The sequence below is a fragment of the Actinoplanes sp. NPDC051861 genome (assembly GCF_040681145.1).
Lineage (GTDB): Bacteria > Actinomycetota > Actinomycetes > Mycobacteriales > Micromonosporaceae > Actinoplanes.
The window spans coordinates 143,784-158,786 of sequence record NZ_JBFAYE010000022.1 but is presented as its reverse complement, the minus strand read 5'-3'; the positions used below and the strand labels follow the sequence as shown (position 1 = coordinate 158,786).

14 protein-coding genes are annotated in these 15,003 nt (G+C 69.1%); 13 read left to right on the top strand and 1 reads right to left on the bottom strand.

What is annotated here, in order from left to right; genetic code table 11:
• Positions 1-118: 118 nt before the first annotated feature.
• Positions 119-880 (bottom strand): class III extradiol ring-cleavage dioxygenase, encoded by a 762-nt coding sequence (locus AB0M02_RS38185; RefSeq protein ID WP_364236357.1) that lies wholly within the window; start codon positions 878-880, stop codon positions 119-121.
• A 422-nt stretch (positions 881-1,302) separates the two neighbouring features.
• Between AB0M02_RS38185 and AB0M02_RS38180 the strand changes: the two genes are divergently transcribed.
• The 13 genes from AB0M02_RS38180 (at position 1,303) to AB0M02_RS38120 (ending at position 14,835) form a co-directional block, all read left to right on the top strand.
• Complete coding sequence (locus AB0M02_RS38180) at positions 1,303-1,953, top strand: GPP34 family phosphoprotein (RefSeq protein WP_364236293.1); 651 nt, start codon at positions 1,303-1,305, stop codon at positions 1,951-1,953.
• 40 nt (positions 1,954-1,993) lie between these two features.
• The gene (locus AB0M02_RS38175; RefSeq protein ID WP_364236291.1) at positions 1,994-3,502 is read left to right on the top strand and encodes an APC family permease; all 1,509 of its coding nucleotides are present in this window, start codon (positions 1,994-1,996) and stop codon (positions 3,500-3,502) included.
• A complete protein-coding gene (locus tag AB0M02_RS38170) occupies positions 3,499-4,098 on the top strand; it encodes a GNAT family N-acetyltransferase (RefSeq protein WP_364236290.1) in 600 nt (199 codons plus the stop codon). Before AB0M02_RS38175 ends, AB0M02_RS38170 begins: the two co-directional genes overlap by 4 nt.
• A gap of 98 nt (positions 4,099-4,196) precedes the next feature.
• The gene (locus AB0M02_RS38165; RefSeq protein ID WP_364236287.1) at positions 4,197-4,733 is read left to right on the top strand and encodes a hypothetical protein; all 537 of its coding nucleotides are present in this window, start codon (positions 4,197-4,199) and stop codon (positions 4,731-4,733) included.
• Between the two features lie 74 nt (positions 4,734-4,807).
• Complete coding sequence (iolC, locus tag AB0M02_RS38160) at positions 4,808-5,983, top strand: 5-dehydro-2-deoxygluconokinase (protein WP_364236286.1); 1,176 nt, start codon at positions 4,808-4,810, stop codon at positions 5,981-5,983.
• Positions 5,976-6,875: a 5-deoxy-glucuronate isomerase gene (gene iolB / locus AB0M02_RS38155; RefSeq protein ID WP_364236284.1), complete on the top strand. Its 900-nt coding sequence runs from the start codon at positions 5,976-5,978 to the stop codon at positions 6,873-6,875. The genes iolC and iolB overlap by 8 nt, the downstream gene beginning before the upstream one ends.
• Positions 6,872-8,749: a 3D-(3,5/4)-trihydroxycyclohexane-1,2-dione acylhydrolase (decyclizing) gene (iolD, locus tag AB0M02_RS38150; RefSeq protein WP_364236282.1), complete on the top strand. Its 1,878-nt coding sequence runs from the start codon at positions 6,872-6,874 to the stop codon at positions 8,747-8,749. The genes iolB and iolD overlap by 4 nt, the downstream gene beginning before the upstream one ends.
• Position 8,750: 1 nt before the next feature.
• Positions 8,751-10,241 carry a CoA-acylating methylmalonate-semialdehyde dehydrogenase gene (locus AB0M02_RS38145; RefSeq protein WP_364236281.1) on the top strand — a complete coding sequence of 497 codons (1,491 nt, stop codon included), beginning with the start codon at positions 8,751-8,753 and terminating at the stop codon, positions 10,239-10,241.
• A gap of 5 nt (positions 10,242-10,246) precedes the next feature.
• Complete coding sequence (locus tag AB0M02_RS38140; protein WP_364236279.1) at positions 10,247-11,137, top strand: TIM barrel protein; 891 nt, start codon at positions 10,247-10,249, stop codon at positions 11,135-11,137.
• Entirely contained in the window at positions 11,134-12,090 is a 957-nt protein-coding gene (locus tag AB0M02_RS38135; protein ID WP_364236277.1) for a sugar ABC transporter substrate-binding protein, read from the top strand. The genes AB0M02_RS38140 and AB0M02_RS38135 overlap by 4 nt, the downstream gene beginning before the upstream one ends.
• Positions 12,087-13,076 carry an ABC transporter permease gene (locus tag AB0M02_RS38130; protein WP_364236276.1) on the top strand — a complete coding sequence of 330 codons (990 nt, stop codon included), beginning with the start codon at positions 12,087-12,089 and terminating at the stop codon, positions 13,074-13,076. The genes AB0M02_RS38135 and AB0M02_RS38130 overlap by 4 nt, the downstream gene beginning before the upstream one ends.
• A complete protein-coding gene (locus tag AB0M02_RS38125) occupies positions 13,073-13,828 on the top strand; it encodes an ATP-binding cassette domain-containing protein (protein ID WP_364236274.1) in 756 nt (251 codons plus the stop codon). The genes AB0M02_RS38130 and AB0M02_RS38125 overlap by 4 nt, the downstream gene beginning before the upstream one ends.
• The gene (locus tag AB0M02_RS38120; RefSeq protein ID WP_364236271.1) at positions 13,825-14,835 is read left to right on the top strand and encodes a Gfo/Idh/MocA family oxidoreductase; all 1,011 of its coding nucleotides are present in this window, start codon (positions 13,825-13,827) and stop codon (positions 14,833-14,835) included. The genes AB0M02_RS38125 and AB0M02_RS38120 overlap by 4 nt, the downstream gene beginning before the upstream one ends.
• Positions 14,836-15,003 lie beyond the last annotated feature (168 nt).

The window sequence follows — 15,003 nt, the reverse complement described above, 5'->3', positions numbered from 1 at the left end:
CGGGTGGTGGGCTGGTGGGTTGGTGGGTTGGTGGGGTGGTGGGTTGGTGGGTTGGTGGGTTGGTGGGTGTTGCGTGTGGAGTTGGGGTGCGGAGCGGGGACGAAATCCACACGCGGGGTCAGGGTGTGGTGAAGGAGCGCTTTGCCAGGCCCATCCAGAAGCCGTCGATGGACTGGTCGGGGGCGGCGTCCGGGGTGCCGGAGGCGCCGAGGGTGAGGAACATCGGTGCGAAGTGCTCGATCGTCGGATGGGCGTAGGGCATGCCGGGCGCGCGGTCGCGGAAGTCGGCGAGTTCGTCGACCGCGCCGCGGGCCAGAGTCTCGGCGGCCCAGGCGTCGAACTCGCGCGACCAGCCGGGCGCGGCGGCCTCGGGGCGCCAGTCGCGCAGGAACGGGAGCCCGTGCGTCGTGAAGCCGGATCCGATGATCAGGACGCCCTCGTCGCGCAGCGGGGCGAGCCGGGCGCCGAGGTCGAGCAGCCGGTCCGGCTCGAGCGTCGGCAGTGACATCTGCAGCACCGGGATGTCGGCTTCGGGGTACATCACGGTGAGCGGCACATACGCTCCGTGATCAAGACCGCGGTCGGTGCGGGCGACGGTCTCGCTGTCCGGCATCAGCGCGGCGACCCGGTCGGCGAGGACCGGCGCGCCCGGCGCACGGTATTGCACCTGGTAGTAGTGCGGTGCGAAGCCGCCGAAGTCGTAGACCAGCGGCACTGTCTCGGTCGCGCCGAGCATCAGCGGGGCCGACTCCCAGTGGGCCGAGGCGATCAGGATGGCGCGCGGGCGGGGGAGTCCGGCGGCGAGATCGCGCAGCTGAGAGACCCATGTGGGGTCGTCGACGAGCGGCGGGGCGCCGTGGCTGAGGAACAGAGCAGGCATCCGCACGGGTGACCTCCGTTGAAGCTTCAACTATTTGCCGCCAACGGTACGCCGGTTTAGTTGATCCGGCAAGTAATAACGGAGCGTGATGATTTCAGCGGTGAAGTAACGCTCCGCTCCCGTGTTGAGCAGGTGTTTACAAAACTTCGACAATTGGAAATGGTTGAATATCGTGACTGGCTGATATTGTCATCAGCTTTATCGATCGACGCTCAAACTTGCTGACCAGGAATGTGATCAACAACGCCCACTGTGGAACCGACTTTTGTCGCATCCGGACGTTGCGCGACGGGGCGCGACCTGGCAGGCTACTGCCGGTCGCGCCGGGGGGAGCGCTACGTAATTGCTTCGTGGATCGTCACCGTCGTTACTTTCGGTGAACTCGCGGGCATTTTCCCAAGGCGTCGAGAGGAGAACCGGCAGTGGCGTCGCCGCCGCAGCTACCGCCCGCGGATGATCTATACCTCACTGCTCACGACACGATTCGGGGCAAGTCGTTGCTGTCACCCGCCACTCTCGGCCTGGGTCTCGGCGCGGCACTCCTCGGAGAGCTGATGTTGTGGCGCCGCGTCGACCTGGTCGAGACCGAGTTGATAATCATCGACGAACGTCCGACCGGCGACGCCGCCACCACGGCCGTGCTGGAGCAGCTGCGCCGCGAGGCCGGGCAACACGGCGTGCGCAACTGGCTCGCGTACCTCTCCACCGGTATCGCCACCGACCTGGTCGAGCGCCGCCTCGCCCGCGCCGGGCTGATCAAGCGGGTGGAGAAACGAGGACTGCTCAGCACGAAGGTCTCGTTCGTGCCGGCCGACTCGATGACGGCCGGCTGGCCGGCCACCCGTATCCGTACCAAGGTCTCCCGCGACGAGCACCTCGACGTGGCCGACCTGCTGCTCGCCGGTCTGATCCTCGCCACCGGGCTCGACCAGCATGTGCTGGCCACGCTCAACGCCCGCGACCGGGCCGGACTGTTCGATCAGTTCCGCCGGCTCTTCCCAGTCATGTTGCAGCAGCTCGTCGCACACGCCGAGGCGGCCGTCGGAGACGCCGTCATGGCCCGCCGCGCCTGAGCTGACAATTTCACCCACCCCTTGAATATCTGGAGTCCGCGTGTCCTCGACCGCAACCAAACCCCCCGGAAGTCAGCTCTCCGACGCGCTGGCCCGTGACCGCCTCGGCGTGGCGGCGATCGTCTTCTTCATGATGTCGGCGGCCGCACCGCTGACCGTGGTCGCCGGCGTGGTGCCCACCGGTCTCGCGGTCACCGGCCTCACCGGCATCGCGATCGCCTTCCTCGCCGTCGCCCTGGTCCTGGCCATCTTCTCGGTCGGCTACGTCGCTATGGCGCGGCACATCGCCAACGCGGGCGCGTTCTACGCGTACATCTCGCAGGGCCTCGGCCGCCCGGTCGGCGTCGGCGCCTCCTGGGTCGCGCTGCTGTCCTACAACATGTTCCAGGTCGCCTCGTACGGTGGTTTCGGCGCGATCGCCCAGCCGCTGTTCCTCGACTGGTTCGGTGTGGACCTCCAGTGGTGGATCATCGCGCTGGTGGCGTGGGCCATGGTCGCGGTCCTCGGTGTCCGTGACGTCGCCGTCAACGGCAAGGTCCTGGCGACCCTGCTGATCGCCGAGATCGTGGTGACCCTGGTCTTCGCGTTCGCCGAGATCTTCTCGGACGGCTTCGAGGCCTCCACCGCCGCCGTCGACCCGGGCACTCTGGTCGGCGCGGGCTCCGGCGCGCTGCTCGTCATGGCGGTCACCGGCTTCGTCGGCTTCGAACAGTCCGTGGTGTTCAGCGAGGAGTCCCGCGACCCCCGCCGTACCGTTCCGCGGGCCACCTACATCGCCATCGCCCTGATCGCCGTGGTCTACGCTTTCGCCTCCTGGGCGATGATCTCCGCGGCCGGCGACGACGTCGTGGCTCGCGCGACCGAGGAGGGCCCCGAGCTCTTCTTCAACCTGGCCGCCGTCCAGCTCGGTGACGTCGCCCTGCACCTGGGCCACATCCTGTTCCTGACCTCGCTGGTCGCCGCGATGATCTCGTTCCACAACATCATCTCGCGGTACATGTTCTCGCTCGGCCGCGAGGGCGTCATCCCGCGCACCTTCGGCCGTACCGTCCCGGGCACCGGCGCGCCGAAGAACGGCTCGCTCGCCCAGTCCGCGCTCGGCCTCATCGTGATCGTCGCCTACGCGGTCTTCGAGTGGGACCCGCTGGTCCAGCTCTTCTTCTGGGGCGGCACCGGCGGTGGCCTCGGCGTCCTGCTGCTGGTCACGCTGACCTCGTTCGCGGTCATCGGCTACTTCGCCCGCAACCCGCAGGGCGAGGACGTGCTGCACCGGATCATCGCGCCGGTGATCAGCTCGGTCCTGCTGCTGGTGATGACGTACCTGGCCATCGACAACATCGCCGGCCTGCTCGGTGTCGAGCCGGGCAGCACGCCCGCGATCGTCGTACCGGCGTCGTTCTTCGTGCTCATGGCGGGCGGCATCATCTGGGCGCTCATCCTGCGCGGCTCCCGCCCGCAGGTGTACGCCGGCATCGGCCTCGGTGCCCGCGCCACCACCACGACCGGTGGCTTCGCCGCGGCGCTGAACGAGACGGACCAGCCCCGATGACCGGCCCCGTGATCCGGCCGGCTCGCGAGGAGGAGCTGCCCGCCATCGGCGCGCTGATCTCCAACTCCTTCGACGCCCTCGCTGCCGACGCGTACCTGGTGCCGGTGCCCGAGGACCGCGAGCGGGTGATGGCCGACTTCTTCACGCTGGAGTCTGAGACCGCCCACCGGTACGGCAAGGTCGAGGTCATCGACCACCCGGACGGCGGCTACGCGGCCGCCGCGGTCTGGTTCGACCGGGTCAACGAGCTGCCCACGCCGGACGACTACATGGACCGGCTCACGGCTCTCGCGGGCGAGCACCTGGAGCGCTTCGGCGCCCTGGGCGAGCTCTTCGAGAAGAACCACCCGACCGAGCCGCACTGGCACCTCCAGTTCCTCGCGGTCCGCCCCTCCGAGCAGGGCAACGGCCTCGGCGGCGCGCTGATGAAGCGCACCCACGACGAGCTGGCGGCCGCCGGCGTCCCCTCCTACCTGGAGGCGACGAACGAGAACAACGTGCGGCTCTACCGCCGGTACGGCTACGAGCCCATGACCCCGTTCGAGATCTACCTCCCGGACGGCACACCGTTCTACCGCATGTGGCGCAAGAGCTGACCTGACAGCAGGAAAAGGGGTGCGGGCTGACGCCCGCACCCCTTTTCTGTCTCCTCTACAGTCGACTCAACGTTGCTGTAAGTAAGGAGGAGGTTGCCTTGCGTCTCGCCGACATCCTGCAGATCCTGACGTTCCTCGCCGTCCTTGCCGCGCTCGTTCTGAGCTATCTCCAGGTGAGGCATGTTTCGCGTCAGTCGCGGATCGCCGCCACCGCCCTCGAACGCGGCGCGTATCACGCTCTCGTGAGTAACCAGCGCGAGGTCACCGCGGTGCTGCTCAGGGATGATCCGGAGATGCTCTGCTGGCACGTCGAGGGCCGGGGTTTCCGGGTGCGCGACGAGGCCGAGGCCAAGCGGGCGCTCTATGTGCTGATGCGCCTCAACACTCACGAGGGGATGTTTCTGAGCTGGCGGTCCGGTGTGGCGGGTGACGAGCGTTGGGCCGCCTGGCGCAACGTCATCGCCGGTGATCTGGCGATGCCGGGGTTCAAAGGCTACTGGGCCGAGTGCCGTCTGCTCTACACGGCCAGTTTCGCGCGCTTCATCGATGAGATGATCGCGAAATCCACGCAGCAGGAGGGCGGCTCCAGCGCCGCGGCTCGCCGCACGGGTATTGACGTGGAGGCGGCTGCGTAATTACATCGGAACCAGGTCCGAACCCAGCGTCGCCGGGCCGTTACCGCTGGGTGACAACGGCGGAAGGACCGCGCATGCCCCTGGACGAGGTGCTGACGATGGGGCGGATCGGTGTGGACCTCTACCCGGAGCAGGTGGGGGTGTCGCTGGCGGAAGTGCGGACGTTCGCGAAGTTTCTCGGTGGGAGCGCGGCCAATGTGGCGGTGGCGGCGGCTCGGTACGGGCGGCGGACGGCGATCATCACGCGTACCGGGGACGATCCGTTCGGGGACTTCCTGCATGAGCGGCTCGGGGAGTTCGGGGTCGACGACAGGTATGTGACGGCGGTGGCGGGGCTGCCCACGCCGGTGACGTTCTGTGAGATCTTTCCGCCTGATCACTTTCCGCTCTGGTTCTACCGGTACCCTAAAGCGCCAGATATGGAGATATATCCGTCGGAACTGGACTTGGGGGCGGTCAAGGGCGCTGGGGTCTTCTGGGTCACCGGCACGGGGCTCAGCGCGGAACCCTCGCGGACGGCGACGCTCGCGGCTCTGGCGGCGCGCAACCGGGCGGGCATCACGATCTTCGACCTGGACTTCCGGCCGATGTTCTGGAGGTCGCGCGACGAGGCCCGCCGGTGGTACGCCGAGGCGCTCGCGCTGTCCACGGTGGCCGTGGGGAACCTTGACGAGGTCGAGACGGCGGTGGGCGTACGCGATCCCCGCGAAGCGGCCGAGGCCCTGCACGAAGCCGGCGCCGAGCTCGCGGTGATCAAGCAGGGTCCGGCCGGGACCCTCGGGTCCCGCGCCGGTGAGACGGTGAGCGTGCCGCCGCACCCGGTCGAGGTGGTCAACGGACTCGGCGCCGGAGACGCCTTCGGCGGCGCACTGTGTCACGGCCTGCTGGCCGGATGGACCCTCGAGGCGGCGATGCGCTTCGCCAGCGTTGCCGGAGCCATCGTCGCCTCGCGGCTCTCCTGCTCGGACGCCATGCCCACGGAGGCCGAGGTCCGCGCGGCGTGCATTGCGGGCGGAGACACAAGCGAGGCCGGGCAGGCCGCGATGGACGGCCGGCGGCGTGGTGGAGCGGCGGGAGAAAACGAGAACACGAGGGCGCCGGCGGCGCCGGGGGCGCCGGGGGTGCGGGACGACGGCCCGGGCGTGGAGGCGCCGGGAGCGCCGGGGGTGCGGGACTACGGCCCTGGGCACGGGGCGCCGGGCGCGCCGCGCGGTGGGGGCGGCTGGGACGTGGGGGCCGTGTATGAGTGACGGTCACCGAAGGGTCAATCCGCTGGTGCCGCACGGGAGTTCGGCGGAGCGGCCGTTTGACGTGTGTGTGAGCCCGGAGAATGCCGGGTGGCACTTCAGCGGGCTGCGGACGGTGCATCTGCCGGTGGGTGGGCGGGTGCGGTTCCTGACCGGGCCGGACGAGATGCTCGTGCTGCCGCTGGCCGGTGGGTGTGATGTGGCCTGCGACGACGAGCGGCTCACGCTGACCGGGCGGCGGTCGGTGTTCTCGCGGGTGACCGACTTCGCCTATCTGCCGCGGGGAACCGCGGTGAGTCTCCGGGCGCCCAACGGCGGGCGGTTCGCGCTGCCGGCGGCGCGGGCGACGCGGACGTTGCCGTTCCGGTACGGGCCGGCCGAGGACGTTCACGTCGAGTTGCGCGGCGCCGGGCAGGCCAGCCGGCAGGTCAACAACTTCTGCACGCCGGAGACGTTCGAGACGGACCGGCTGATCGCGTGCGAGGTGCTCACGCCGGGTGGCAACTGGTCGTCGTACCCGCCGCACAAGCATGACGAGGACGGTCTCGAGGAGAGCTGCCTCGAGGAGATCTACTACTACGAGGTGTCGACGTCGCCGGGCGGCGGGCCGGGCTGTGGTTTCCAGCGGGTGTACGGCCACGAGGACCGCCCGATCGACGTCTGCGCCGAGGTGCGCACCGGTGACGTGGTGCTGATCCCCTACGGATGGCACGGCCCGTCGATGGCCGCTCCCGGATACGACCTCTACTACCTCAACGTGATGGCCGGTCCCGGCGAGCGGCGGTGGCTGGTCCGCGACGACCCGGCACACGGCTGGGTCCGGGGCCGCTGGGCGGGTCAGGAGATCGACCCCAGGCTGCCGCTGACTTCAGTGAAGGAAAAGAGGCGGATGTGAAGCACCGGCTCACCGTCGCGCAGGCCGTGGTGCGGTTTCTGGCGAACCAGTGGACCGAACGGGACGGCATCGAGCAGCGTACGGTCGCCGGCTGCCTGGGCATCTTCGGTCATGGCAACGTCGCGGGCATCGGGCAGGCCCTGCTGCAGGCGCAGCGCACCGGCTCGCCGGAGCTGCCGTACCGGCTGGCTCGCAACGAGCAGGCGATGGTGCACACGGCGGCCGGGTTCGCCCGGATGAGCAACCGGCTGTCGACGCTGGCCTGCACCGCGTCGATCGGCCCGGGTTCGACGAACATGCTGACCGGCGCGGCGCTCGCGACGGTCAACCGGCTGCCGGTGCTGCTGCTGCCGTCGGACGTGTTCGCGACCCGGGTGGCCACGCCGGTGCTGCAGGAACTGGAGGACCCGCGGGCGGGTGACGTGTCGGTCAACGACGCGTTCCGTCCACTGTCGAGCTTCTTCGACCGGGTGACGCGGCCGGAGCAACTGCCGTCGGCCCTGCTCTCCGCGATGCGGGTTCTGACGGACCCGGCCGAGACCGGTGCGGTCACCCTCTGCCTTCCCCAGGACGTTCAAGCGGAGGCGTACGAGTACCCGGACGAACTGTTCGTGAAAAGAGTCTGGCACGTGCCCCGTCAGGTGCCGGACCCCCTCGCTGTCGAACGGGCCGCCGCCACCATCCGCGGCGCACACCGTCCCCTGATCGTGGCCGGTGGCGGGGTGATCTACGCCGAGGCGTCCGCCGCCCTGGACCGGTTCGCCCGTCAGACCGGCATCCCGGTCGCCGACACCCAGGCCGGAAAGGGCGCGCTGAGCTGGGACCACCCGAACGCGGTCGGCGGGGTCGGCGCGACCGGCAACCCGGTCGCCAACAAGCTCGCCCGGCACGCCGACGTTGTGATCGGCATCGGCACCCGGTACAGCGACTTCACCACCGCGTCGCGCAGCGCCTTCCAGCACCCGGACGTCAAGTTCGTGAACCTCAACGTGACCGCCTTCGACGCCGGCAAGCTCGCCGCGCTGTCGCTGGTCGGTGACGCGCGGGCCGGCCTCAACGCGTTGCTGCCCGCTCTGCACGGGCGGCGGTTCACCGGGGACTTCGCGGCGGATGTCGCACGGTGGCAGGCGACGGTCGATTCCGCGTACCGAAGAAAAGAGAGTGACCTGCCCACCCAGGCCGAGGTGATCGGGGTGGTGAACGAAGCGTGCGGAGCGCGCGACGTCGTGGTGCAGGCGGCCGGCAGCCTCCCGGGTGATCTGCAGAGGCTGTGGCGGGCGCGGCATCCGAAGCAGTACCACGTCGAGTACGGGTACTCGTGCATGGGTTTCGAGATCGCCGGAGCGCTCGGGATCAAGCTGGCCGACCCGTCCCGTGAGGTGTACGCGCTGGTCGGCGACGGCTCCTACCTGATGATGTCGCAGGAGATCGTCACCGCCGTGGCCGAGGGCGTGAAGCTGATCGTGGTGCTGGTCGACAACGGCGGGTTCGCCTCGATCGGCAGCCTGTCGGAATCGGTCGGCTCGCAGCGGTTCGGCACCAGCTACCGCTACCGGAACCCGAAGACCGGCGACTACGACGGCGCGCGTCTGCCGGTGGATCTCGCCGCCAACGCGGAGAGCCTGGGGGCCGCGGTGATCCGTTGCCGCAGCGTCGCCGACCTGTCCGAGGGGCTGAAGCACGCGCGGGACTCGGACCGGCTGACCGTGCTGCACATCGAGACCGATCCACTCGCCGCCGGGCCGTCGTCGGAGTCCTGGTGGGACGTGCCGGTGGCCGAGGTGTCGACGCTGCACAGCACCGGGGACGCCCGTGCCGAGTATCTCGCCGGCAAGCGCGACCAGCGCCACCACCTGCGACCGGGAGGGCTCTGAGATGGGAACGATCGAGCACTGGATCGGCGGATCCGTTACCGCCGGTGTGTCGTCGCGGCGGGCGCCGGTTTATCAGCCCGCGACCGGGCAGGTGGCGCACGAGGTCGTGCTGGCCGGGGCGGCCGATGTCGACGCGGCCGTCAGCGCCGCGCGGGTGGCTTTCGAGGGGTGGGGTCAGGAGTCGCTGAGCCGGCGGACCAAGGTGTTGTTCGCCTTCCGCGAGCTGGTCAGCAGAAACGCCGAAAAAATAGGAAAAATCGTTTCGAATGAGCATGGGAAGGTGCTGTCGGACGCGGCCGGGGAGGTGCAGCGCGGGCTGGAGGTGATCGAGTTCGCGTGCGGCATCCCGCAGCTGCTGAAGGGATCGTATTCGGACCAGGCGTCGGCGGGCGTGGACGTCTTCGGCTTCCGGGAGCCGCTCGGTGTGGTCGCCGGGATCACGCCGTTCAACTTCCCGGCCATGGTGCCGATGTGGATGCACCCGATCGCGATCGCCTGCGGGAACACCTTCGTGCTCAAGCCGAGCGAGCGCGATCCGTCGGTGTCCAATTTCGTGGCGTCGCTGTGGCGTGAGGCCGGTCTGCCGGACGGCGTCTTCAACGTGGTCCACGGGGATCATGACGCGGTCGATGCGATTTTGAAGCATCCGGGGATCGCGGCGGTCTCGTTCGTGGGTTCCACCCCTATAGCGCGATATATCTACTTTGAAGGTGTCAAATCGGGTAAGCGGGTCCAAGCGCTCGGCGGCGCCAAGAACCATGCCGTGGTGCTGCCCGACGCGGATCCTGACTTTGTCGCCGAGCACCTCGTCGCGTCCGCTTTCGGCTCGGCGGGGGAGCGATGCATGGCAGTCTCCGCGGCGGTGCTGGTCGGCGCGGGTGACCGGCTGGTCGAGGAGGTGGCGTCGCGGGCCGCCGAGGTCCGCGTCGGCCCGGGCGACGACCCGGCCAGCGAGATGGGCCCGGTGATCACGGCGGCCGCCCGGGACCGGATCGAGAACCTGATCTCGGTGGGTGAGCGGCAGGGCGCGAGGGTCGCGGCCGACGGCCGCAATCTCAAGATCCCGGGGTACGAGGAAGGCTTCTTCACCGGCCCGACGGTGCTCGACGGCGTGACACCGGAGATGGACGTGTATCGCGAGGAGATCTTCGGCCCGGTGCTGTCGGTGGTCCGCGCCGGTGACGTCGACGAGGCCATCGCGCTGATCAACAGCAACCCGTACGGGAACGGCACCGCCGTGTTCACGTCCAGTGGCGCGGCGGCCCGCCGGTTCCAGCGTGGCGTACGGGTCGGCATGATCGGCGTCAACGTGCCGATCCCGGTGCCGATGGCGTACTACTCGTTCGGCGGCTGGAAGGACTCGCTGTTCGGGCAGAGCCACATCTACGGACCAGACGGCGTGGACTTCTACACCCGTGGCAAGGTCGTCACCCAGCGGTGGCCGTCGACCGGTGCCTCGGACGCCTCGCTGCACTTCCCGACGGCCAGGTGACCGCGATGCTGCACCTGGGCAGCTGCCCCGACTCGTGGGGCGTCTGGTACGCCGACGACCCCCGCCAGACCCCGTGGCCCCGGTTCCTCGACGAACTCGCCGCCGCCGGATTCCGCCGCCTCGAACTCGGCCCGTACGGCTACCTGCCCACCGACCCGTCCCGCCTCGCCGACGAACTGGCCGCCCGCGGTCTCACCTGCGCCGGCGGCACGGTCGGCGGGGCGGGCGGACCGCACCGGCGCCTGCCCGGAGTCCTCGCCGAGACCCGCCGGGTCGCCGCGCTGACCGCCGCCCTCGGCGCCACCGATCTCGTCTTCGTGCCGGTGCCGGGTTATCGCGACGACGCCACCGGCGGCTATGTGGAGGGTTCCCGGCTCAGCCCGGTGCAGTGGCGCTCGCTCGTCTCCAACAGCAACGAGCTGGGCCGGATGGTCGCCGAGGAGTACGGCCTGCGGTTCCACTTCCACCCGCACGCGGACTACCAGGTGGAGTTCCAGGAGCAGGTCGAGGCGTTCCTGGACGAGACGGATCCGGCGTACGTGTCGCTCTGCCTGGACACCGGCCACCTGGCCTATCGCCGTGCGGATGCGCTGTCGATCATTCGGAAATACCCTGATCGCGTGGGATATGTGCATCTCAAGCAGATGGACCCCGACCTCGCGGCTCGCGCCGCCGCCGAGGATCTCGCCTTCGCCCAGGCGGTCGCCATGGGCGTGAGCGTCGCCGCACCGGCCGGCGAGCCGTTGCTGCCGCCGATCCTGCGCGCTCTCAGCGACCTCGGCACCGACCTGAACGTCGTCGTGGAGCAGGACATGTACCCCGTGCCGTTCGACGTCCCGCTCCCGATCGCCCAGCGCACCCACACCTATCTGACCTCGTTGGGAGTGTTCGCATGAGAGGACGTCGTCTCGTAGTTCTCCTGGCGGCCGGTGTTCTGACACTGGCCGCCTGCAGTGAAGGCGGCCGGGAGGAGCCGGAGGAGTCTCAGGGCGCCGGTTACACGATCGCGTTCGTCACCCACGAGACGCCGGGTGACACGTTCTGGGACAAGGTGCGTGCCGGTGCCGAACAGGCCGCGGCGGACACCGGGGTGGACCTGAAGTACTCCAACGACCCGGACGCCGGCAAGCAGGCCGTGCTGATCCAGGGCGCGGTCGACTCCAAGGTGCAGGGCATCGCCACCACGCTGGTCACACCGGACGCGCTGGCCGGCGCGGTGAAGGCGGCGACCGGCGCGGGCATCCCGGTGGTCGGCCTCAACGCCGGCATCGAGCAGTACAAGGAGCTCGGCGCGCTGATGTACTTCGGCTCCGACGAGACCCTGGCCGGCGAGAGCATCGGCGAGCGGATCGCCGCGGCCGGTGCCAAGCACCCGGTCTGCGTCATCCACCAGCAGGGGTCGGTCGCCCTCGAAGCGCGTTGCGACGGTGTCCGCAGCAAGGTTCCGGGAACCGAGAACCTGCAGGTCAACGGTGCCGACGACGCGGCGGTCACGTCCTCGCTGCAGGCCAAGCTGTCGCAGGACAAGACGATTGATTACGTGGTCACGCTGGGTGCGCCGGTCGCGCTCGACGCGATCCAGGCGAAGGAGCAGGCGGGCAGCGCGGCGAAGCTGGTCACGTTCGACCTCAACCAGGAGATGGCCAAGGCCGTCAAGGACGGCAAGGTCGAATTCGCCATCGACCAGCAACCGTACGCGCAGGGCTACATGGCGGTGACCTCGCTCTACCTGTACATCAAGAACGGCAACGACCTCGGTGGCGGCGGTCCCGTGCTGACCGGCCCGTCGTTCGTGGACAGCTCGAACATCGACAAGATCCTGCCGTTCACCGAGAAGAACACCCGGTGATCCGTACGAAACGGCTGCTGGCGCGCCCGGAGCTGGGCGCGCTGGTGGCGGCCGCCGTCATCTTCGTGTTCTTCCTGGCGGTGGCGCCGGCGTTCCGGTCGGCGGGTTCGTTCTTCACGGTCCTCTACCAGTCGTCGACGATCGGGATCGTCGCGGTGGCGGTCGGGCTGCTGATGATCGGCGGGGAGTTCGACCTGTCGGCGGGTGTGATCGTGACGTCGGCGGGCCTGATCAACTCGCTGTTCTGCTGGTACTTCGGGGTGAACCTGTGGGTGGGCGCTCTGCTGTCCCTCCTGGTCTGCTTGAGTATCGGCTTTCTCAACGGCTGGCTCGTGATGCGGACCGGGATCCCGTCCTTTCTGATCACGCTCGGGACGTTCTTCGTGCTGCAGGGCGCGAACCTCGGTATCACGAAACTGGTCACCGGGTCCGTGTCGTCGCCCAACATTTCCGATATAGATGGATTTTCGGCACTTCAGGCTGTCTTTGCGTCATCTTTCTCGCTGGGCGCTGCGACCGTCTGGATCACGGTGCTGTGGTGGATCCTGTTCGTGGGGATCGCGGCGTGGACACTCCAGCGATCCCGTGCGGGCAACTGGATCTACGCGGTGGGCGGGGCGGCCGAGAGCGCGCGGGCCGTGGGTGTGCCGGTCGTCCGTACGAAAATCGCTCTGTTCTTATCTGTGTCGTTCCTCGGCTGGTTCGTCGGCATGCACACGCTCTATCGCTTCAACACGCTGCAGGCGGGCAACGGTGTCGGCAACGAGTTCCTCTACATCATCGCCGCGGTGGTCGGCGGCACCCTGCTGACCGGCGGCTTCGGCAACGCCATCGGGGTGGCCGTCGGCGCCTTCATCTTCGGCATGACCAGCCTCGGCATCGTCTACGCGGGCTGGGATCCGAACTGGTTCCGCGCCTTCCTCGGCGTGATGCTCCTGCTCGCAGTCGGAGTCAACCTCTACGTCCGGAAGTGGGGATCGCGGTGATCCGGTTGGTGGGTGTCGGCAAGAACTACGGGCCGATCCGCGCCCTGCACGACATCTCCCTCGACGTCGCGGCCGGCTCGGTGACCTGCGTCCTCGGCGACAACGGCGCCGGCAAGTCCACCCTCATCAAGATCATGTCTGGATTGCATCCGCACACCTCCGGCCAGTTCTTCGTGGACGACCGGGAGACTGTGTTCGGCTCGCCCCGGGAAGCGCTCGACCTGGGCATCGCGACGGTCTATCAGGACCTGGCCGTGGTGCCGCTCATGGAGGTGTGGCGCAACTTCTTCCTCGGCTCGGAGCTGACTTCGTCTTTTGCGGGGATGCGGATCCGGGAGATGAGGGAGATCGCGGACACCGAGCTGCGCAAGATGGGCATCGCGGTTGCCGACATCAACCAGCCCATCGGTACGCTCTCCGGCGGTCAGCGGCAGTGCGTGGCGATCGCGCGGGCCGTCTACTTCGGCGCGCGGGTGCTGATCCTGGACGAGCCGACGGCGGCGCTCGGCGTCAAACAGTCCGGCGTGGTGCTGAAGTACGTGGCGGCGGCACGGGACGCGGGACTCGGGGTCGTCTTCATCACGCACAATCCGCATCACGCGTACCTGGTCGGCGACCACTTCGTCATCCTCAAGCTAGGCGCCACGGTCCTGGACGCCCAGCGCGGTTCGGTGACCCTGGAACAGCTCACCGAACAGATGGCCGGCGGCGACGAGCTGCGCGAACTCTCCCGGGACCTGGACCGGCCATGAGCCTGCGGGTGGGCGTCATCGGCACCGGGATGATCGGCCGGGACCACATCCGGCGGCTCACCACGGTCCTGTCCGGGGTCTCCGTCGTGGCGGTGGCGGACGTCGACTCCTCCGTCGCGTCCGAGGTCGCCGCCACGGTTGGAGCCGCTGTCCTGCCCGGCGAGCGGCTCATCGAGGACCCGGGCGTGGAGGCGGTGCTGGTCTGCTCGTGGGGCGGCACCCACGAGGAGTACGTCCTGGCGGCCATCGCGGCGGGCAAACCGGTCTTCTGCGAGAAACCCCTGGCCACGTCCCCTTCGGCGTGCCTGCGGATCGTCTCGGCGGAGGTGGGGTTTGGCGCGCGGCTCGTCCAGGTCGGCTACATGCGCCGCTACGACGCGGCGTATCAGGCGCTCAAGGACACGCTTGACCGCGGCGTGATCGGGGCGCCGCTGATGATGCACTGCGCGCACCGCAACGCCGGCGTACCCGCCTTCTACCAGGCCGACGACATGATCAACGACACCGCGGTGCACGAGGTCGACATGTCCCGCTGGATGTTCGGCGCCGAGGTGGTGGCGGTCCGCGTGCTGTGTCCCCGCGCGAGCGGCAACGCCGGCGGCCTGCCCGACCCGATGCTGCTGATCCTGGAGCTGTCCACGGGTGTCCTGGTCGACGTCGAGATCTCCGTGAACGCCCGCTACGGCTACGACATCCGCGGCGAGATCCTCGGCGAGAACGGCACGGCGGCCCTCGGCGACCCGGGCCTGGTGGTGCTGCGCCGTCAGGGTGGCTTGACGCGGCCGATCCCGGCGGACTGGCGTCTGCGGTTCGGCCCCGCCTACGACGCCGAACTGCGCGACTGGGTCTCGGCGGTCCGGTCGGGGTCGCCGCCGTCGGGGCCGAGCGCGTGGGACGGCTACGCGGCGTCGGCGGTCTCGGCGGCGGCCCGGGAGGCGCTGTCGACAGGCCGGCGCGTCGAGGTCCGGCTGACTTCCCCCCGGCCACCGCTGTACGACGCCCACTGACTTCCGTGTGGAGTTGGGGTGCGGAGGGGGGCCGAACTCCACACGCAATGTGGGGTGGGGTGAGGGGCGTGGCGTGGCGTGGCGTGTGGAGTTTGGGTGCGGAGCGGGGCCGAACTCCACACGCAATGTGGGGTGAGGGGCGTGGCGTGGCGGGGCTTGGTGTGTGGA